Origin of the sequence: Streptomyces griseochromogenes (assembly GCF_001542625.1) — a bacterium.
Taxonomy (GTDB): domain Bacteria; phylum Actinomycetota; class Actinomycetes; order Streptomycetales; family Streptomycetaceae; genus Streptomyces; species Streptomyces griseochromogenes.
Genome location: NZ_CP016279.1, coordinates 806,869 through 825,473, shown reverse-complemented (window position 1 = coordinate 825,473; position 18,605 = coordinate 806,869). Strand labels below are relative to the sequence as shown.

18 protein-coding genes and 1 riboswitch are annotated in these 18,605 nt (G+C 71.0%); of the genes, 10 read left to right on the top strand and 8 right to left on the bottom strand.

Annotated elements, in window-relative coordinates:
• Positions 1 to 259: 259 nt before the first annotated feature.
• From AVL59_RS03880 to AVL59_RS03865, 4 genes are all read left to right on the top strand, one after another.
• The gene (locus tag AVL59_RS03880; protein WP_067299800.1) at positions 260 to 1,624 is read left to right on the top strand and encodes a sensor histidine kinase; all 1,365 of its coding nucleotides are present in this window, start codon (positions 260 to 262) and stop codon (positions 1,622 to 1,624) included.
• 271 nt (positions 1,625 to 1,895) lie between these two features.
• Positions 1,896 to 2,555, top strand: coding sequence for a LuxR C-terminal-related transcriptional regulator (locus tag AVL59_RS03875; RefSeq protein WP_308281872.1), 660 nt, complete (start codon positions 1,896 to 1,898; stop codon positions 2,553 to 2,555).
• Positions 2,556 to 2,848: 293 nt separating this feature from the next.
• Positions 2,849 to 4,777 carry a 2-oxoacid:acceptor oxidoreductase subunit alpha gene (locus AVL59_RS03870; RefSeq protein WP_067299799.1) on the top strand — a complete coding sequence of 643 codons (1,929 nt, stop codon included), beginning with the start codon at positions 2,849 to 2,851 and terminating at the stop codon, positions 4,775 to 4,777.
• Complete coding sequence (locus tag AVL59_RS03865; protein WP_067299798.1) at positions 4,770 to 5,831, top strand: 2-oxoacid:ferredoxin oxidoreductase subunit beta; 1,062 nt, start codon at positions 4,770 to 4,772, stop codon at positions 5,829 to 5,831. The genes AVL59_RS03870 and AVL59_RS03865 overlap by 8 nt, the downstream gene beginning before the upstream one ends.
• A gap of 13 nt (positions 5,832 to 5,844) precedes the next feature.
• Here AVL59_RS03865 and AVL59_RS03860 read toward each other — a convergent pair whose 3' ends face one another.
• Positions 5,845 to 6,255, bottom strand: a complete 411-nt coding sequence (locus tag AVL59_RS03860; protein WP_067299797.1) for a winged helix-turn-helix transcriptional regulator — start codon at positions 6,253 to 6,255, stop codon at positions 5,845 to 5,847.
• Positions 6,256 to 6,348: 93 nt separating this feature from the next.
• Between AVL59_RS03860 and AVL59_RS03855 the strand changes: the two genes are divergently transcribed.
• From AVL59_RS03855 to AVL59_RS03845, 3 genes are all read left to right on the top strand, one after another.
• The gene (locus tag AVL59_RS03855) at positions 6,349 to 7,203 is read left to right on the top strand and encodes an SDR family oxidoreductase (protein ID WP_067299796.1); all 855 of its coding nucleotides are present in this window, start codon (positions 6,349 to 6,351) and stop codon (positions 7,201 to 7,203) included.
• Positions 7,204 to 7,338: 135 nt separating this feature from the next.
• Positions 7,339 to 8,289 carry an EamA family transporter RarD gene (rarD, locus tag AVL59_RS03850; RefSeq protein ID WP_067299795.1) on the top strand — a complete coding sequence of 317 codons (951 nt, stop codon included), beginning with the start codon at positions 7,339 to 7,341 and terminating at the stop codon, positions 8,287 to 8,289.
• 41 nt (positions 8,290 to 8,330) lie between these two features.
• Positions 8,331 to 8,798: a VOC family protein gene (locus tag AVL59_RS03845; RefSeq protein WP_067299794.1), complete on the top strand. Its 468-nt coding sequence runs from the start codon at positions 8,331 to 8,333 to the stop codon at positions 8,796 to 8,798.
• A gap of 24 nt (positions 8,799 to 8,822) precedes the next feature.
• Here AVL59_RS03845 and AVL59_RS03840 read toward each other — a convergent pair whose 3' ends face one another.
• On the bottom strand, positions 8,823 to 10,010 hold the full coding sequence (locus AVL59_RS03840; RefSeq protein WP_067299793.1) for a hypothetical protein: 1,188 nt from the start codon (positions 10,008 to 10,010) through the stop codon (positions 8,823 to 8,825).
• A 229-nt stretch (positions 10,011 to 10,239) separates the two neighbouring features.
• On the opposite strand from AVL59_RS03840, the gene AVL59_RS03835 reads away from it, so the two are divergent.
• A complete protein-coding gene (locus AVL59_RS03835) occupies positions 10,240 to 10,827 on the top strand; it encodes a flavodoxin family protein (protein ID WP_067299792.1) in 588 nt (195 codons plus the stop codon).
• Positions 10,828 to 10,878: 51 nt separating this feature from the next.
• On the opposite strand, the gene AVL59_RS03830 is transcribed toward AVL59_RS03835, so the two are convergent.
• The 4 genes from AVL59_RS03830 to AVL59_RS03815 all read right to left on the bottom strand — a co-directional run bounded on the left by AVL59_RS03830 (position 10,879) and on the right by AVL59_RS03815 (position 15,344).
• Positions 10,879 to 11,769, bottom strand: a complete 891-nt coding sequence (locus AVL59_RS03830; RefSeq protein WP_067299791.1) for an ABC transporter permease — start codon at positions 11,767 to 11,769, stop codon at positions 10,879 to 10,881.
• Complete coding sequence (locus AVL59_RS03825) at positions 11,756 to 12,754, bottom strand: ABC transporter ATP-binding protein (RefSeq protein ID WP_067299790.1); 999 nt, start codon at positions 12,752 to 12,754, stop codon at positions 11,756 to 11,758. The genes AVL59_RS03830 and AVL59_RS03825 overlap by 14 nt, the downstream gene beginning before the upstream one ends.
• 118 nt (positions 12,755 to 12,872) lie before the next feature.
• Positions 12,873 to 14,075, bottom strand: coding sequence for a LolA family protein (locus AVL59_RS03820; protein ID WP_067299789.1), 1,203 nt, complete (start codon positions 14,073 to 14,075; stop codon positions 12,873 to 12,875).
• A gap of 258 nt (positions 14,076 to 14,333) precedes the next feature.
• Positions 14,334 to 15,344, bottom strand: a complete 1,011-nt coding sequence (locus AVL59_RS03815) for a polyprenyl synthetase family protein (RefSeq protein ID WP_067299788.1) — start codon at positions 15,342 to 15,344, stop codon at positions 14,334 to 14,336.
• A gap of 530 nt (positions 15,345 to 15,874) precedes the next feature.
• Positions 15,875 to 16,070, top strand: a riboswitch (cyclic di-AMP (ydaO/yuaA leader).
• Between the two features lie 3 nt (positions 16,071 to 16,073).
• On the opposite strand from AVL59_RS03815, the gene AVL59_RS03810 reads away from it, so the two are divergent.
• Positions 16,074 to 16,562, top strand: coding sequence for a transglycosylase SLT domain-containing protein (locus AVL59_RS03810; RefSeq protein WP_067299787.1), 489 nt, complete (start codon positions 16,074 to 16,076; stop codon positions 16,560 to 16,562).
• 35 nt (positions 16,563 to 16,597) lie between these two features.
• Here the strand turns inward: AVL59_RS03810 and AVL59_RS03805 are convergent, their stop codons facing one another.
• Together AVL59_RS03805 and AVL59_RS03800 are read right to left on the bottom strand one after the other, a co-directional pair.
• On the bottom strand, positions 16,598 to 17,410 hold the full coding sequence (locus AVL59_RS03805; protein ID WP_067299786.1) for an HAD family hydrolase: 813 nt from the start codon (positions 17,408 to 17,410) through the stop codon (positions 16,598 to 16,600).
• Entirely contained in the window at positions 17,346 to 17,936 is a 591-nt protein-coding gene (locus AVL59_RS03800; RefSeq protein ID WP_067299785.1) for a carboxymuconolactone decarboxylase family protein, read from the bottom strand. The genes AVL59_RS03805 and AVL59_RS03800 overlap by 65 nt, the downstream gene beginning before the upstream one ends.
• A 73-nt stretch (positions 17,937 to 18,009) precedes the next feature.
• Between AVL59_RS03800 and AVL59_RS03795 the strand changes: the two genes are divergently transcribed.
• Positions 18,010 to 18,600 (top strand): hypothetical protein, encoded by a 591-nt coding sequence (locus AVL59_RS03795; protein WP_067316865.1) that lies wholly within the window; start codon positions 18,010 to 18,012, stop codon positions 18,598 to 18,600.
• Positions 18,601 to 18,605: the final 5 nt, after the last annotated feature.

The following is an 18,605-nucleotide window of genomic DNA, read 5'->3' as shown; positions in this document are numbered from 1 at the left end:
GCTGGGACCGTAAGAGCTGGACCGCTGGGACCGTAAGAGCTGGACCGCTGGGAACAGCCGCGCCCGTGCCACCGCAGCCGGCCGCCACCGCACCTCGCGGCCGCAGGCGTACGCCCCCGGGTGGCGGCCCGCCCGCCCAGGGTGGGGAAAACCCCCGTTCCAAGACGCCGACGGCCTCCATGGCCCGTGAGGTCGCGGCGGACCAGGCTGGGAGTTGCGGCAGCACCGCCGTCATGACGAGGAGAACGGGACGACACCGATGGCCACGGAGTACGGACAGGGGTACGGGCACGGACACGGGCACCCGACCGGATCCGGCTACCCCGCCCATGAGGGGGAACGCCGCCACCTGCTGCCCGCGGCGCTGCGAGCGCCGTTCGAGGCGCGCAGCTGGCGCGAGTTCGCGTACGTGCTGCTGGGCATGCCGATCGCCGTCGCGCTGTTCTGCTGGACGGTCACGATGATGGCGCTGGGCGCGGGCCTGCTGGTGACCTTCCTCGGGATCCCGGTGCTGGCGGTGGCGCTCACCGGCTGCCGGGGTTTCGGCGTGCTGGAGCGCACGCGGGCGCGCGCGCTGCTGCGCCTGGACGTGGCCGAGCCGGAGCCGTTGCGGACCAGGAAGCCCGGGGTGTTCGCCTGGATGGGCGCGGTGCTGAAGAGCGGCGCCTCCTGGCGGCATCTGCTGTATGCGCTGCTGCACTTCCCCTGGGCGATGTTCGAGTTCGTCGTGGCGCTGAACTTCTGGGCGTACGGCTGGGCGCTGCTGACGTATCCGCTGTGGTTCTGGCTGTTCCCGATGTACGGCGGCCAGGGCGGCCTGCAGCTGTACGGCGACGAGCACCACAGCGTCTATCTCGACAATCCGTTCGAGATCACCGTGACCGCGCTGGTCGGGCTGCTGTTCACGCTGGCCACCCCGTGGATCGTACGGGCGCTGACGACGGTGGACGGGCTGCTGGTGCGCGGGCTGCTGGGGCCCTCGCGGCTGTCGGCGCGAGTGGTGGAGCTGGAGTCGGACCGCGGGGTCGTGGTGGACACGGCGGCCGCCGACCTGCGCCGCATCGAGCGGGACCTGCACGACGGGGCGCAGGCTCGGCTGGTGGCCCTGGCCATGGATCTGGGGCTGGCGAAGGAGAAGCTGCGGGAGGACCCGAAGGCGGCGGCCCGGATGGTGGACGACGCCCACGGCGAGGTGAAGACGGCGCTGCAGGAGCTGCGCGATCTGGCCCGGGGCATCCATCCGGCCGTGCTGACCGACCGCGGCCTGGACGCGGCCCTGTCCTCGGTCGCCTCCCGCTGCACCGTGCCGGTGCGGGTGGAGGTCGATCTGCCGGCCCGGCCGGTGCCGGCCATCGAGGGCATCGCCTACTTCACCGTCTCCGAGCTGCTGCAGAACATCAGCAAGCACAGCGGGGCACGCTCCGCCTCGGTCGACGTGTGGCGCGCCGAGGACCGGCTGCTCGTCCAGGTGACGGACGACGGGGTGGGCGGGGCGGACGCCGCCCAGGGCTCGGGCCTGGCGGGTCTGTCCGGTCGACTGGACGCGGTGGACGGGGTCCTGGTCGTGGACTCGCCGGTGGGCGGCCCCACCCGTGTGATCGCCGAACTGCCCTGGCGGGCCTGAGCGCCCGCACCCCCGTCCTGTCCCGACGGCCCCGACGGCCCCGACGGCCCCGACGGCCCCGACGACTCCGATGATCCTGACGGCCCGGTGATCCCGACGATCCAGATGGTCCCGACGGTGCCGGTGATCCCGACGTCCGGGAGCCCGACACCCGGGCCCGATTCCCGAGCCCCTGAGCAAAGCGGCCCGATTGCTGGAATGCTGGACTTCCGTACGAAAGACACCGTCGGAGGGTCGGGCTGTGGGGGGCCGGGAGATCGTGGAGGACAGGGTGCGGGTGGTCATCGCCGAGGACTCGGTGCTGCTCAGGGAGGGCCTGACCCGGTTGCTGACCGACCGCGGGCATGATGTCGTGGCCGGCGTCGGGGACGCGGAGGCGCTGGTCAAGACCATCGCCGACCTGGATGCGCAGGGCTCGCTGCCCGACGTGGTGGTGGCGGACGTACGGATGCCGCCGACGCACACCGACGAGGGTGTGCGGGCGGCCGTGCGGCTGCGCAAGGCCCACCCGGGGCTCGGGGTGCTGGTGCTGTCGCAGTACGTGGAGGAGCGCTATGCCACCGAACTGCTGGCCGGTTCCAGCCGGGGCGTGGGCTATCTGCTCAAGGACCGGGTCGCCGAGGTGCGGGAGTTCGTCGACGCGGTGGTGCGGGTGGCCGAGGGCGGTACGGCGCTGGACCCGGAGGTCGTCGCGCAGCTGCTGGGCCGCAGCCGCAAGCAGGACGTCCTGGCGGGGCTCACGCCGCGTGAGCGCGAGGTGCTCGGGCTGATGGCCGAGGGCCGGACGAACTCGGCCGTCGCCCGCCAGCTCGTGGTCAGCGACGGAGCCGTGGAGAAGCACGTCAGCAACATCTTCCTGAAGCTCGGTCTGTCCCAGAGCGACGGTGATCACCGGCGTGTTCTGGCCGTTCTGACCTATCTGAACTCGTAACGGCCTGACACTGTGTCAGCACCGCGTCAGTCCGTCCGGCTTCTGTGGAGGGCGGACACCCGGCCGAAAGGCCGGGAGCGGGAGCCCGAAGAAACCACGGAAAGCGCGGGAAGCGTCTCAAACGACGCGGCGGTGCGGGAAACCATGACAAGTCAGCGCGACAGGCCGTCTCGAAACGCCGTCCAATCTGCGGATGGCCCCGGGAAGGCGACCCTAACCGACGTAGGGTTGATCCTGGGATGGTCCGTGGGACGACCATTCCCGGACAGCCGCCTCGAAGGAGGTCCAGTTCAGTGACCAGCCAGGTCAGCAGCCCAGCGGAGCAGGCCGACGGAACCGTCGTGGGAGAGCAGCGCAAACCGGGCGGAGCAAAGGACGTCCGGCGTCTTGACCGGGTCATCATCCGGTTCGCGGGGGACTCGGGTGACGGCATGCAGCTCACCGGTGACCGGTTCACCTCGGAGACCGCGTCCTTCGGCAACGACCTCTCCACCCTGCCGAACTTCCCTGCCGAGATCCGCGCGCCCGCCGGCACCCTGCCCGGCGTCTCCTCGTTCCAGCTCCACTTCGCCGACCACGACATCCTCACCCCGGGCGACGCGCCGAACGTGCTGGTCGCGATGAATCCGGCCGCCCTGAAGGCCAACATCGGCGACCTGCCGCGCGGCGCCGAGATCATCGTCAACACGGACGAGTTCACCAAGCGCGCCCTGCAGAAGGTCGGCTACCCCGCCTCCCCGCTGGAGGACGGCTCGCTGGACGGGTACAACCTGCACCCGGTGCCGCTGACCACCCTCACGGTCGAGGCGCTGAAGGAGTTCGACCTCTCCCGCAAGGAGGCCGAGCGCAGCAAGAACATGTTCGCGCTGGGCCTGCTGAGCTGGATGTACCACCGGCCCACCGAGGGCACCGAGAAGTTCCTCCAGTCGAAGTTCGCGAAGAGGCCGGACATCGCGAAGGCCAACATCGCGGCCTTCCGTGCGGGCTGGAACTTCGGCGAGACCACCGAGGACTTCGCGGTCTCCTACGAGGTCGCCCCGGCCGCCAAGGCCTTCCCGGTCGGCACCTACCGCAACATCTCCGGCAACCTGGCCCTGGCCTACGGCCTGATCTCCGCGTCGAAGCAGGCGGACCTGCCGCTGTTCCTGGGCTCGTACCCGATCACGCCGGCCTCGGACATCCTGCACGAGCTGAGCAAGCACAAGAACTTCGGCGTGCGCACCTTCCAGGCGGAGGACGAGATCGCCGGCATCGGCGCGGCGCTGGGAGCGGCCTTCGGCGGCTCGCTCGCGGTGACGACGACGAGCGGCCCCGGTGTCGCGCTCAAGAGCGAGACGATCGGCCTGGCGGTCTCCCTGGAGCTGCCGCTGCTGGTCGTGGACATCCAGCGCGGCGGCCCGTCGACCGGTCTGCCCACCAAGACGGAGCAGGCGGACCTGCTGCAGGCCATGTTCGGGCGCAACGGTGAGGCGCCGGTCCCGGTGATCGCCCCGAAGACCCCGGCGGACTGCTTCGACGCGGCCCTGGAGGCGGCCCGGATCGCGCTGACCTACCGCACCCCGGTGATGCTGCTCTCCGACGGCTATCTGGCCAACGGCTCCGAGCCCTGGCGGATCCCGGACCTGGACGAGCTGCCGGACCTCAGGGTCCAGTTCGCCTCCGGCCCGAACCACACCCTGGAGGACGGCACCGAGGTCTTCTGGCCCTACAAGCGGGACCCACAGACGCTGGCCCGCCCGTGGGCGGTCCCGGGCACGCCGGGCCTGGAGCACCGCATCGGCGGCATCGAGAAGCAGGACGGCACCGGCAACATCTCCTACGACCCGGCCAACCACGACTTCATGGTCCGCACCCGCCAAGCCAAGATCGACGGCATCGAGGTCCCGGACATCGAGGTGGACGACCCGCACGAGGCGAAGACGCTGGTCCTCGGCTGGGGCTCGACGTACGGGCCGATCACGGCGGCGGTACGGCGGCTGCGCAGGGCCGGCGAGTCGATCGCCCAGGCCCATCTGCGCCACCTCAACCCGTTCCCGCGCAATCTGGGAGCGGTGGTCAAGTCGTACGACAAGGTGGTGATTCCCGAGATGAACCTCGGGCAGCTCGCCACCCTGATCCGGGCGAAGTACCTGGTCGACGCCCACTCGTACAACCAGGTCAACGGCATGCCGTTCAAGGCGGAGCAGCTCGCCGCCGCGCTGAAGGAGGCCATCGATGACTGACGCCACCAACGGGCTGCTGCAGCTCGTGCCCAAGGCCGAGGCCAGGCAGTCGATGAAGGACTTCAAGTCCGACCAGGAAGTGCGCTGGTGCCCGGGCTGCGGCGACTACGCGATCCTCGCGGCGGTCCAGGGGTTCATGCCGGAGCTGGGGCTGGCCAAGGAGAACATCGTCTTCGTCTCCGGCATCGGCTGCTCCTCCCGCTTCCCGTACTACATGAACACCTACGGGATGCACTCCATCCACGGCCGCGCCCCGGCGATCGCCACCGGCCTCGCGGCCTCGCGGCGGGACCTGAGCGTGTGGGTGGTCACCGGCGACGGCGACGCCCTGTCCATCGGCGGCAACCATCTGATCCACGCCCTGCGCCGCAATGTGAACCTGAAGATCCTGCTGTTCAACAACCGGATCTACGGCCTGACCAAGGGCCAGTACTCCCCGACCTCCGAGGTCGGCAAGATCACCAAGTCGACCCCGATGGGCTCCCTGGACGCGCCCTTCAACCCGGTGTCGCTGGCGATCGGCGCGGAGGCGTCCTTCGTCGCCCGGACGATCGACTCCGACCGCAAGCATCTGACCGAGGTGCTGCGCGCGGCCGCCGACCATCCGGGCACGGCCCTGATCGAGATCTACCAGAACTGCAACATCTTCAACGACGGCGCATTCGACGCCCTGAAGGACAAGCAGCGGGCCGAGGAGGCGCTGATCCGGCTGGAGCACGGGCAGCCGATCCGCTTCGGCGCCGAGGGCGCGCACGGGGTCGTCCGGGACCGGCAGACCGGTGACCTGCGGGTGGTGACGGTGACCCCGGAGAACGAGGCGGACATCCTGGTGCACGACGCGCGGGCCGCGTCCCCCACCACCGCCTTCGCCCTCTCCCGGCTGGCCGATCCCGACACGCTGCACCACACCCCGATCGGGGTGTTCCGCTCCGTCGAGCGGCCGGTCTACGACACCCAGATGTCCGAGCAGCTGGACATGGCCATCGAACAGCGCGGCAAGGGCGATCTGGCGGCGCTGCTGGCCGGCGGGGACACCTGGACGGTCGTCGGCTGACGGCTTGTGGTGATCACGAGGCCCGGGACGGGAGTTCCCGGGCCTCGTCGTACGCCCGGCGGGCCTTCTCGACCTCGCCCATGCGGTCGTGCGTCCACCGGGCGAGCACCCGCACCTGCTCCGCCGCCTCGCGGCCGAGGCCGGTGAGCGAGTAGTCGACGCGGGGCGGGATGACCGGCTTGGCGTCCCGGTGCACCAGGCCGTCGCGCTCCAGGGTCTGGAGGGTCTGGGTGAGCATCTTCTCGCTGATGCGGCCCACCTTGCCGATCGCCCGCCGCAGTTCGCCGAACCGCAGGGAGCCCTCCAGCAGCTCGATCAGGACGAGCACACCCCAGCGGCTGGTGACGTGCTCCAGGACGAGACGGTAGGGACACAGCGCCTCTGCGTCGGCTCCGGTACGCGCACGGGCGTTACTTACTGCCATGCCAGTACCTTACTTCAAAGTGGGTACTTTCATATGGTTAGTGCGCCTCCTAGGGTGAGTGACATAGGCACCCCCACAAGGAGTTCTCACACCATGAGCATCGTCGTCACCGGAGCCACCGGACACCTCGGCCGTCACGTCGTGGAGCAGCTGCTGGAGAAGGTTCCGGCGGAGCAGATCACCGCCGTCGTGCGCGACGGGACCAGGGCCGCCGACTTCGCGGCCCGCGGGGTGAAGCTCGCCGTCGCGGACTACAACGCGCCCGAGACCTTCGACGGCCTGTTCGCGGCCGGCGACAAGGTCCTGCTGATCTCCGGCAACGAGTTCGACAAGGGCCGGGTCCAGCAGCACAAGGTCGTCATCGACGCAGCCAGGGCGGCCGGCGTGGCGCTGCTCGCGTACACCAGCGCCCCGGGCAGTCTCAAGGCCGCGCTCGCCGACGACCACCGGGCCACCGAGGAGGTGCTGCTCGCCTCCGGCCTGCCGTACGCGCTGCTGCGCAACGGCTGGTACCACGAGAACTACACCGAGAACCTGGCCCCGGTGCTGGAGCACGACGCGGTCGTCGCGGCGGCCGGCGAGGGCCGGGTCTCCTCGGCGTCCCGCGCCGACTACGCCGCCGCGGCGGTGGCCGTACTGACCGGCGAGGGCCACGAGAACAAGACGTACGAGCTGGGCGGCGACGTGGCGTGGAGCTTCGTCGAGTACGCGGCCGAGCTGAGCCGCCAGACCGGCAAGGAGATCGGCTACAACGCCGTCACCGGCGAGGTCCTGCAGGGCATCCTGGCCGGCGCCGGACTGCCCGCGCACTTCGTGGAGATCCTCGTCGGCGTGGACGCCTCGATCGAGAAGGGTGAGCTGGTCGTCTCCACCGGCGACCTGTCCCGCCTGGCCGGCCGCCCGGCCACCCCGCTCGCCGAGGCGGTCACCGCCGCGCTCAAGGGCTGACCGCTTCCCCCGTGAGCGCCTGAGCGCCAACACCCCCGACTGTCATGACCGTATGGCGATACGGGCATGACAGGCGGGGGTGCTCGGCGCTACCTTCGTTCTCGCGCGCGTGGGCGCAGTGAGAGGGAGGGGCCCGTGGCCGGGACATCCAGGAGTGAACACCGGATAGGCCTGTTGAACGGTTTTGCCGCATACGGCATGTGGGGGCTGGTCCCCCTGTTCTGGCCGCTGCTGAAACCCGCCGGGGCCATGGAGATCCTGGCCCACCGCATGGTGTGGTCCCTCGTCTTCGTCGCGGCCGCCCTGCTCGTCATACGCCGCTGGGCCTGGGCCGGGAAACTGCTGCGGCAGCCGCGGCGGTTGGGGCTCATCGCGCTGGCCGCGGCCGTCATCACCGTGAACTGGGGCATCTACATCTGGGCCGTGAACTCCGGCCACGTGGTCGAGGCCTCCCTCGGGTACTTCATCAACCCGCTGGTGACCATCGCGATGGGCGTGCTCCTCCTGAAGGAACGGCTGCGGCCCGTGCAGTGGGCGGCGGTCGGGGTCGGCTTCGCCGCCGTGGTCGTCCTGACCGTCGGCTACGGCCGCCCGCCGTGGATCTCCCTGTGCCTCGCCTTCTCGTTCGCCACCTACGGGCTGATCAAGAAGAAGGTCGCGCTCGGCGGCATCGAGTCACTGGCCGCCGAGACCGCGATCCAGTTCCTGCCCGCGCTCGGCTATCTGATCTGGCTCACCGCGCGGGGCGAGTCCACCTTCGCCACCGGCGGCGCCGGGCACTCCGCCCTGCTCGCCTCGACCGGCATCGTCACCGCGCTGCCGCTGGTCTGCTTCGGCGCCGCGGCGATCCGTGTGCCGCTGTCCACGCTGGGGCTGCTCCAGTACCTGGCCCCGGTCTTCCAGTTCCTGCTCGGCATCCTCTACTTCCACGAGGCCATGCCGCCCGAGCGCTGGGCCGGCTTCGCGCTGGTCTGGCTGGCGCTGGGGCTGCTCACCTGGAACGCCCTGCGCTCCGCGCGCAGGCCGGCGCCGATCGCCGTTCCGCCCCGCGTCGACACGCCCGACTCCGCGCCGGCCGACGTGTGACCACGACCGGGTGTCGGAGGCAGGCGCTATAAGTGGTGCCCATGTCGACGCAGACACCCGCCCCTGTGCACTGGAAGCTCGTCATCGACGCGGCCGACCCGCATACGCAGGCCGACTTCTGGGCCGCCGCGCTGCACTACACGGCCGAGGACAACAGCGCCCTCGTCGAACGGCTGCTGACGCTCGGCGCGCTGCCCGGGGAAGCCACCGTCGAGTACCACGGCCGCCCCGCCTTCCGCGACCTGATCGCCGTACGGCATCCCGACGATCCCTACGACCCGGACACCGGCACCGGGCTGGGGCGCCGGCTGCTGTTCCAGCGCGTCCCGCAGGCCAAGACCGGCAAGAACCGGCTCCACCTCGATCTGCACCCCGGTGAGGGACGGCGCGCTCAGGAGGTGGCACGGCTCGAAGCCCTGGGGGCGCGGGTCCTGCGCGAGGTGAAGGAGCCCTCCGGCGCGTGGGCGGTGATGGCGGACCCCGAGGGCAACGAGTTCTGCGTGCACTGACCCGCCGAGGCGGAGCACGGCCGGTTACACCCGCGCCGCCTTCGCCGCGCGGTCGGCCAGCCGGACCATCCGGGAGCGGGCGGACTCCAGCGACCGCGGGTCCTCGGCGGCGGGTCCCGGCTCCGCCACGAGGTCCGTCCACACGTCGATCAGGTCGCGGCCGAGCCGCAGGCCCTCCTCCGGTTCGCGGACCGCGCGCCAGGCGGTGGCCGCGCTCTGCAGGTTGCCGTAGGCCCCTTCCGCGTCCCCGGCCTGGCGGCGCAGGCGGGCCAGGGCCAGGGACAGGCGGAAGGAGCGGACGGGCTCACCCGCCAAGTAGGCGATGTAGGCGGCCAGCTCGCGCAGGTGCAGCACCTCGGGGTGGCGCGGGCCCAGCACACCGGACGCCTCGACGAGCGTGCGCTGGGCGAGTTCCGCCGCCGCCTCGATACGGCCTTCCCGGACGGCCTCGTTGATCCGCGCCATCGGCTCGGTCAGCAGCTCGGCCCCCTCGGCGGTCTCGGTCACGGGCTCGTCCCCGAGCACCTCCTCGGCCACGGCGTCGAACCCGCGGGCGGGGGTGGGGGTGGAGGACGTGGCCGGGGCGGGCTCCAGGACGATCTCCCGGGCGATCTCGGCAACAGGCAGCGGGGCCGGCTCGGAGACGGGCTTCGGGGCGCGCGCGGGTACGGGGGCCGGTTCGGTCACGGAAACCTGGGCGGCCGGGTCGGGGACAAGGGACCGTTCGGGTACGACGACGGCGACGGGGGCCGCGTCCTGGGCGGCGGGAGGCGCGTCCACGGCCTCCGGGGTGGTGGACGGAGCCGACGGCGAGCCCATGACGGGCGCCGGTCCGAACTGCCCCGTGGGCACCCGCACCACGCCCGACGCACCGGGTACGGCCGCCTGCGACCGGACCCCGGCGGGCACGCCCCGCGGAGCGAGGCGCACCGGGTCCCCCGCCATCCTGCTGGAGCCGTCCGCCGCGACCTCCAGGGGGACCACGCAGCCGGCCCGGTCGTCCTGGATCGTGGCGCGTATGGGGGCGCCCAGGCTGATGGCCAGGCGCTGGAGGTGGTTCAACACGGCCTGCTGGATCTCCTCACCCGGAGCGGCCACGACCGCTGTCCCGCCCACCGACGCGCTGTCCGCGCCGGACACCCGCACGTGCACCTCCGCGGGGTGCGCCACGGGCTGCTGCGCCCGCTTCTTCTCGAAGCTGAGTCGAGCCATCGGTGTTCCCTCACTCCCCCGGCGCCGCGATCCGGTCGTACGCGTGCTGCCAACCAGTCTGTCTGCTCCGCTCGGCTCACGCGTCACCGCGACGTCACAGCCTCGCACCAGCCGCGCCCTCGTCGTGTCCTCGCCACGCCCTCGCCACGCCCTGGAACAGGGTTGTTGTTCGTGCATATAATGCACACGCCTGTTTTCCTGGTACGGCAACGTTCACTCTGGGGGATCAATGAGCCAACGCTTTCTCTTCGTCCTGGGCAGCGCCCGCCTTGACGGCAACACCGAACTACTGGCCCGCGAGGCCGCCGAGCAGCTGCCCGGCGAGGCGGAACAGGAATGGATCCGTCTCGCCGAACACCCCCTCCCCGACTTCGTGGACCTGCGCCACGACAGCGACCGTGTACGCCCCCTGTCGGACACCGCCACCGGCCGGCTGCTCGACGCCACCCTCGCGGCGACCGACATCGTGATCGCCTCGCCGCTGTACTGGTACTCGGTGTCCGGCCTCACCAAGCGCTATCTGGACCACTGGTCGGGCTGGCTGCGCACCCCGGGCCTCGACTTCAAGGCCGCTCTGGCCGGACGCACGCTGTGGGGTGTCACGGCGCTCGCGGGCCGGGACCCGTCGGTCGCCGATCCCCTGGTCGGCACGCTCAACAACTCGGCCGCCTACATGGGGATGCGCTTCGGCGGAGTGCTGCTGGGCAACGGGAGCGCACCCGGGGACGTACGGAAGGACACCGACGCGCTGGCCCGCGCGAAGACGTTCTTCGCCCGCGAGGCACCGCTCGCCCGCTTCCCGCACCAGGACGCCTGACGACGCCCCGAGCCTCACCTGCCCTGCGCGCTCGGCACCGCTTCGGCCCTCCTACGCGCTGATGTCCTTCGTCGTGAACCGCGCCCAGGCCGCCGAGCCGAACACGGCCGCGTACAGCGCCTGCAGGCCGAGGTTCTTCACCAGGTCGTCCCAGTAGACGGGGTCGCGCACCAGGTCGGCGAAGGACAGCCAGTAGTGCGGGAAGAGGTACGGCTGGAGCGCGTGCAGCTGGGGTATCTGGTCGAGGATCTGGACGGTGATGAGCAGGCCCACGGTGGTCGCCATCGCCGCGATGCCGCTGTTGGTCAGGGTCGACACGAACAGGCCGAGGGCCGCGATGCCGACCAGCGAGGCGGCGACGACCAGGGCGATCAGCAGCGCCCTGCCGAGACCCTCGGCGAAGCCGATCCGGGTGCCGGAGATGGTGGTGAGGTCGCCGAGCGGGAACAGCAGTACTCCGACGACCAGCGCGAAGACGGTCACGACCAGGGTGGCCAGCACACAGAAGGCCATGACCGTCGTGTACTTGGTGAGCAGCAGACGGGTGCGGCCGGCCGGGGCGACCAGCAGATAGCGCAGGGTGCCGCTGCCGGCCTCGCCCGCGATCGCGTCGCCGGCGACGACGCCGACCGCCATCGGCAGGAAGAACGGCAGGGTCGCGGCCAGGGCCGTGAACACCAGGAACAGGCCGTTGTTGGTGATCTGCGCGATGAACGCAGGCCCGTCGCCACCCCGGTCCGCCGTCGCGCCGCCCCGTGTCTCGGCCTTCACCGCGATCCCGATCAGCACCGGAACAGCCGCCAGCACGCCGAGCAGAGCGAGCGTGCGCCAGCGGCGGACGGTGGTGACCAGCTCGTTGCGCAGCAGCCCGAAGGTCCACAGAGGGCTCGGACGGCCGGGGCCGGGTGCGGCCGGCGCCTGGAGTGCCTCACCCCGCGACATCGAATCCCTCTCCCGTCAGGGCCACGAACGCGTCCTCCAGGGAAGCCCGTTCGAGCGTGAGGCCCCGGACCCGGACGCCCGCCGTGACCAGTGCCGCGTTCACCTCGGCGAGGTCCCGTTCGGGTGGCTCGCCGGTCACCCGGTCGCCGTCCGCCGTGACGTCCCCGACGCCCTGTTCCTTCAGCACCCGGGCCGCCTCGCCCGCATCCGGCGTGGTCACCACCAGCCGGCCGCGCGCGCCGGCCGCCAGGTCTGCGACCGCGCCCTGTGTGACCAGCCGGCCCTGTGTCATCACCGCCGCGTGCGTGCAGACCTGCTCGATCTCGTCGAGGAGGTGGGAGGAGAGGAAGACGGTCGTGCCGTCGGAGGCCAATTCCCGTATCAGGGCACGGATTTCGCGCATGCCCTGCGGGTCGAGGCCGTTGGTCGGCTCGTCCAGGACGAGCAGTCCGCGCGGCTGCAGCAGCGCCGCGGCCAGGCCCAGGCGCTGCTTCATGCCGAGTGAGTACGCCCTCGCCTTCTTGCCCGCGGCGGCCGCGAGGCCCACCCGGTCCAGGGCGGCGGCGACCCGGGCGCGCCGGGTGCGCGGGTCGGCGGTCGGGTCGGCGGCGTCGTAGCGCAGCAGGTTGTCCCGGCCGGAGAGGAAGCCGTACAGGGCCGGTCCCTCGATCAGCGCGCCGACCTGCGGGAGGACGACGCGGCCGGCCCGGGGCATGGGGTGGCCCAGCACCCGGGCCGTGCCCGAGGTCGGCTCGATCAGGCCCATCAGCATGCGGATGGTGGTGGTCTTGCCGGAGCCGTTCGGGCCGAGGAAGCCGAAGACGCTGCCCGCCGGGACGGTCAGATCGAGGCCGTCGACGGCGAGTTGTCCGCCGCGGTAGCGCTTGGTGAGACCGCGCGTGACGATGACGTGCGCCCCCGCGTCGCGCTCGTCCCGCTCCGCCGCGTCCCCCGAGTCCCGCTCCGTGGCGGACGGTTCGTCCATCGGTCCCTCGATTCGTCGTCCCAGGGGCCCCGGGTGCGCCCGAGGCGTGCCCAGGGTGCCCCCGACACCCACCCCGGGCCCCCTGGGCGCCCCCGGAGGCCCCGAGGGCCCCGGAGGGTTACTTCCCTTCGTTCGCCGCCTTCACGAGCGCGTCCTTGGTGACCGCGCCGGCGTACACCTTGCCGTCGTCGGTGATCAGGGCGTTGACCAGACGGGTGGAGAAGACCGTGCCCTTGCCGAACTTGCCGGAGGCCTTGTCGCCGAGCGAGCCGAGGAAGCCGCCGAAGGCGCCGCCCTCGGAGCCGGACGGCATGCCGCCCTTGGCGCCGGTGTCGAAGGTGGCGATGGACGTCCAGCCCTTGCCGAGCACGGTGGCCCCGTCCAGGCCCTTACCGAAGTCCTCGCCGGACGCCGGGGCGTGCTTCGGCGCCTTGGTGGACTCCTGCTTCTCCTCGGTGACCTTCGCACCCTTGGGCGGGGTGAAGTCGAAGGTGGAGGCCGCCGGCTTGGCGAAGGAGACCTGGGTGAAGCCCGCGTCGAGCACGGCGGCGCCGCCGCTCTTCGGCGTCAGGGTGAACTTCAGCGGCTGACCCGTCTTCGCGTCCACGGCGATGCTGATCGCGCCGACCGTGGTGCCGGACTGCCTGGGCTTGATCAGCAGCTTGTAGGCGTCGCGTCCGGCGACCTGCGCGGTGCCGTCGACGGTCACGGACGTGGTGTCGTCCACCGACTTCAGGGCCTCGTCGGCGAAATCCTTGGGCGTGGCCGGGGGCTCGGCCCGGTGCTCCTTGCCGGACTCGTGGGCGGTGGAGTGGTAGACCTCGTTGCTCTTGCTGTCGTAGCCCCACACGTTCTTGCCGCTGTGGATGATGCTGTACTCGGCGCCGCTCTCCAGCAGCGACAGCTTCTGCCGGTCCGGGCCGTCGGCTGCCACGCGCAGGGTGTGCGTGCCGGTGACCAACTCGGTGAGCTTGGACTTCGGGTCGGCCGAGGACCCGTCGCCGCCGCCCTGGGCCGCCCCCGAGGCCAGGCTGCTCTCCAGGCCGCCGAGGTTCGGCAGGCCGAGGTCGGTGCTGACCTTCACCGTGCCGGACACCTGCTGCACGTCGGACTTGGCGATCTTCTCTATGAGCTGCTGGGCGGTGATCCTGGGCAGGTCGGGGTCACCGGAATTGGCGAGCGCCGGGACCAGCCCGATCGTGGCGGCCGCCACCCCCACCACCGCGACCGGGACGGCGTACCGGGCGGCCTTGCGGCGTCCGGAGCGCAGGTCCTCGTCCGGCGCGGCGCCCGTTGCGTCGTCGGATTCGTACGGTGCCATGTGTGCCTTACCTCCGTCGTCGGCGGCGGCTGTCCTCACGCTGGTACACCTGAGCCGCCATTCTCACCCGAATCGGTGAGGAGTGGTGATTTCCGTGGTCTCCATCTGACCAAATCGGCCGTGCGGAAGCGTCAGACCTCGGGGCCAACTCCGTGTACACCTGCGGTATGACACGCAAGGGCGGTACCTCCCCCGACCCGTAGGGGTCGTGCGGGAGACACCGCCCTCACACTCGCGACATAAGGGGCGCCGCGGGCCCTAGCCGGCCCGGTGCACCACCGCGTCGCACAGCTCGATCAGCGCCGCCTTGGCGTCGCACTCCGGCAGCGGGACCAGCGCGGACCGGGCCTCCTCCGCGTAGCGGACGGTGTCCCGGCGGGCCTGCTCCAGGGCGGGGTGGGCGCGCAGGGCGGCGAGCGCCTCGGCGTGCCGGGTGTCGTCACTGAGGTCGGAGTCGAGCAGCTCGCACAGCGCGCGGTCCTCGGGCAGGCCGAGGCGGGCGGCCCGCTCGCGCAGCCGGAGCACGGGCAGCGTCGGGATCCCCTCGCGCAGGTCGGTTCCCGGGGTCTTGCCGGACTCGTGCGAGTCGGAGGCGATGTCCAGGACGTCGTCCGCGAGCTGGAAGGCGACCCCGAGCCGTTCGCCGTACTGGGTGAGCACGTCGACGACCGTCTCGTCGGCACCGGACATCATCGCGCCGAACCGGCACGAGACCGCCACCAGCGATCCCGTCTTGCCGCCGAGCACGTCCAGGTAGTGCTCGACCGGATCGCGGCCGTCCGAGGGACCCGCGGTCTCCAGGATCTGCCCGGTCACCAGCCGCTCGAACGCGAGGGCCTGCACCCGGACCGCCTCGGGGCCGAGGTCGGCGAGGATCTGGGAGGCGCGGGCGAAGAGGAAGTCGCCGGTGAGGACCGCGACGGAGTTGCCCCACCGGGTGTTGGCGCTGTCCACGCCGCGCCGCACGGACGCCTCGTCCATGACGTCGTCGTGGTACAGCGTGGCCAGATGGGTGAGCTCCACGACGACGGCCGACGGTACGATGCCGGGCGCGTCCGGGTCGCCGAACTGTGCCGCGAGCATCACGAGCAGCGGTCGGAACCGCTTCCCACCGGCCCGTACGAGGTGCTGCGCGGCCCCCGTGATGAACGGGACCTCGCTCTTGGCGGCTTCGAGCAAGCCTTCCTCGACAGCCGCCAATCCGGCCTGGACATCGGCTTCCAGAGCCTGGTCCCGCACGCTCAGCCCGAACGGCCCGACGACGGTCACGGGGGGTCTCCTGTCTGCTGGTGTCTGCTGGCGATTACACGGTTTGTCGATAGGTCGCTGCCATCACTCAAGTCAGCGTATCCGGTCCTCTTTCGATCACCGATAGCGCCTACCGGTCCGGCCCGGGCGGTACCGGACCAGGGCCGGTAAGTTCTTGATCATCTAATAAAAGCGGACATCTATTGACTTAACAGGAATCCGTCCGTTTTGTCGCGATCTGGGCCGTGAACGCATTACTCCTTTTGCATCATGGTCAGCGAATCTCCCGAATCCCCTATGTCTGATTTGCTACACTTTGCCATTTCGTGAATTGGGTCACTCCCCTCACACATCCGGCCATCCGGCGCCGACACGCTTCCCCCTTGCCCCATCGGCCAGTTGGGGATTGGCAACCGCAAAGGATCAACTGCCCCATACGGGGCAGATCAAGGTCAACTGGCGCGTTGTGTGAATCCACCACTTGTTCCGGACATGTGCCCTCGCATAGCTTCCGGGCCAGTCAGGCGGACGCCGAATCCTGCCGCGCCTGACACGACCCATCGACGAACTCATTCGTACGGCAGGAGCGGGGGACCCAGGTAAGCCGCCGGACCGGACGACACATGTGCAGACGCACATGTCGACACCGGAACGGCTAGGGGTGAAGTCGCGCCTCCCCGGGCGCGGCCGGGCACCTCCCCAGCCCGAACCCGACAGCTCACCTCGCAGGCGACGGAGAGGAACTTCGCCATGCCCGCTGCCGCTCAGCCCCGCCGCACCCGCACCACCGGCCTCGTCCGCAAGCTCACCGTCGTCGGCACCGGCGCCGCCGTGCTCACCCTCCCGCTCATCGGTGCGACCAGCGCCTCCGCCGCCACTCCCGCGTCCACCACGCCGTCCACCACGCTCGCCGGGTACCCGAACAACCTCGACGGCTGGATCCGCGAGTCGCTCGCGATCATGGCCGAGAAGCACATCCCGGGCACCTACAACGGCATCCACCGCAACGTCATGCGCGAGTCCTCGGGCAACCCGAGCGCCATCAACCTGTGGGACTCCAACGCGGCCAAGGGCATCCCGTCCAAGGGCCTGCTCCAGGTCATCGACCCGACGTTCAACACGTACCACGTGGCCGGAACGGCCTTCGACGTCTACGACCCGGTCGCGAACATCACGGCCGCCTGCAACTACGCGGCCGCGCGCTACGGGTCGATCGACAACGTCAACGGCGCCTACTGACGAGCGTCGGCGGCGGGCCCCTGCCGATATCCCGGTCAGTCGGTCGGGAACAGTCTTTCGAGGACGACGGCGATGCCGTCGTCCTCGTTCGACAGGGTGACCTCGTCGGCGACGGTCTTGAGTTCCGGGTGGGCGTTGGCCATGGCGACACCGTGCGCGGCCCAGTCGAACATGGGGATGTCGTTGGGCATGTCGCCGAAGGCGAGAGCCCGGCCGGCGGGGATCCCGAGGTGGTCGGCGGCCAGCGCCAGACCCGTCGCCTTCGTGACCCCGCACGGCTGGAGTTCCACGGTCCCCGGCCCCGACATCGTGACCGTCGCCAGCGAGCCGACCGCCGCGCGCGCGGTCGCCGCCAACTCGTCGTCGGACAGCGTGTGGTGGCGCAGCAGCACCTTGCTGATGGGCTCGCACCACAGGTCGTCGCGGCGGTCGACCCGCACGGCGGGCAGGGTCGGGTGCGGCATCAGATACCCCGGCTCGATCAGTGTGAGCCCGTCCACGCCGTCCTGGTCGACGGCCGCGTAGACCTGTCCCACCTCGGCCTCGATCTTGCCGAGCGCGGTCTCGGCGAGCTCCCGGTCCAGGCGCACCGACCACAGCAGGCGGTCGGCTCCGGCGTCGTAGACCTGCGCGCCCTGCCCGCACACCGCGAGGCCCGCGCAGCCGAGGTCCTCCAGGAGGGGCCGCACCCGGGGGGCCGGGCGGCCCGTCACCACCAGATGCCGGGCGCCGGCCCGTACCGCCCTCGCGAGCGCGGTGAGCGACCGGTCGGAGACGGTGTCGTCACCGCGCAGCAGTGTCCCGTCCAGGTCGGTGGCGATCAGTGCATATGCGGGGGGTGCGGCCATGATCAGAGAATACGGACAGCGCGCCCCCTCGACTCACCCTGGTGTTCCCGGACTTGTGTACTCCTCGGCCCCAAGTGGTGCCCGCAGAATCCCTGATGGTGGTGCTGAAGCGGTTGAACATGGTGGTGAGCGAGATGGTGAGGATCAGCGCCGAGAGCCGCGTCTCGTCGAAATGACCGGCCACTTCGTCCCACAGGGCGTCCGGTACCGGCAGCTCGGAGCGGTCTGCGAGCCGTGTCATCCGCCCGGCCGGCCGAAGCGCCGCACGTTCCACGTCGCTGAAGAAGGGCGCCTCGCGCCAGGCGCCGACGGCGGCGATCCGCTCCTCGCTCGCACCGGCCTTGCGCAGGTTCACCGTGTGGGCGTGCACACAGACGCTGCAGCCGTTGTTCTGGCCGGCCCGCAGCCCGACGATCTCCGCAGGCTCGCCGGGCACACCGCCCTCGCCGATGCCCTGCAGGAGCGTGCCGACGCCCTTCAGGGCGGTCGCGAGGACGTGCGCCGCGTTGGTCATCCGTGCCCGCATGAGGGTGCCTCGTGAGTGTCAGTGGTGCGCGTTAGGTTGCGTTCCCTGCACTGACGGAACGGGGGCGGATGTGGTGACGGACCGGCGCGAGAGTTTTCCGGCGCATCTCCTGGAGGCGGCGACGGGCGTCCTGGAGCGCTTCCCCGAGGAGGTGAGACCGGAGATCTACGCCCTGTCCTTCCGCATCTGGCGGGTGGACGACGACGACCGGCGTCCGTACGTGGCCATCGGCTACAACACCGAGACCCAGTACGAGCGGGAGAAACGCCACGGGGATCCCGGCGAGGCGCGCTGGAACTACGCGTGCTGGCTGCTGGACGGCTTCGAGATGCTCGGGAACGCGCCGAAGGACCCGGTCGGTGCCCGGCTGTACGTGGCGGAGGTCCAGGATCTCGGGCTGTGGTTCGAGGAGGACGAGCCCGGTGGCGACGATCAGGACATCCTCCGCGAACTGCTTCGGGAGCACTTCGCGGACGCCTGCGTCGAACTGGCCCGCCGGCTGCACGCGGACGGCCGGATCGAGAAGCTCTTCGGCCGCCCGCTGCCCGTCGTCGTCTTCGACATGTACTGCCCGGGCTGGGAGGTGGAGGCCACCGAGGCCGCCAACCCGCCCGAGCTGGTCGAGGAGTTCCTTCGGTGGCAGCGGGCGGCCGAGGAGGCGTAGGGGGC

Coding starts and splice junctions, on each gene's coding strand:
- AVL59_RS03865 (WP_067299798.1), top strand. CDS start 4,770: ATGACTGACGCCACCAACGGGCTGCTGCAGCTCGTGCCCAAGGCCGAG.
- AVL59_RS03855 (WP_067299796.1), top strand. CDS start 6,349: ATGAGCATCGTCGTCACCGGAGCCACCGGACACCTCGGCCGTCACGTC.
- AVL59_RS03810 (WP_067299787.1), top strand. CDS start 16,074: ATGCCCGCTGCCGCTCAGCCCCGCCGCACCCGCACCACCGGCCTCGTC.
- AVL59_RS03880 (WP_067299800.1), top strand. CDS start 260: ATGGCCACGGAGTACGGACAGGGGTACGGGCACGGACACGGGCACCCG.
- AVL59_RS03805 (WP_067299786.1), bottom strand. CDS start 17,410: ATGGCCGCACCCCCCGCATATGCACTGATCGCCACCGACCTGGACGGG.
- AVL59_RS03860 (WP_067299797.1), bottom strand. CDS start 6,255: ATGGCAGTAAGTAACGCCCGTGCGCGTACCGGAGCCGACGCAGAGGCG.
- AVL59_RS03820 (WP_067299789.1), bottom strand. CDS start 14,075: ATGGCACCGTACGAATCCGACGACGCAACGGGCGCCGCGCCGGACGAG.
- AVL59_RS03825 (WP_067299790.1), bottom strand. CDS start 12,754: ATGGACGAACCGTCCGCCACGGAGCGGGACTCGGGGGACGCGGCGGAG.
- AVL59_RS03835 (WP_067299792.1), top strand. CDS start 10,240: ATGAGCCAACGCTTTCTCTTCGTCCTGGGCAGCGCCCGCCTTGACGGC.
- AVL59_RS03830 (WP_067299791.1), bottom strand. CDS start 11,769: ATGTCGCGGGGTGAGGCACTCCAGGCGCCGGCCGCACCCGGCCCCGGC.
- AVL59_RS03840 (WP_067299793.1), bottom strand. CDS start 10,010: ATGGCTCGACTCAGCTTCGAGAAGAAGCGGGCGCAGCAGCCCGTGGCG.
- AVL59_RS03845 (WP_067299794.1), top strand. CDS start 8,331: ATGTCGACGCAGACACCCGCCCCTGTGCACTGGAAGCTCGTCATCGAC.
- AVL59_RS03800 (WP_067299785.1), bottom strand. CDS start 17,936: ATGCGGGCACGGATGACCAACGCGGCGCACGTCCTCGCGACCGCCCTG.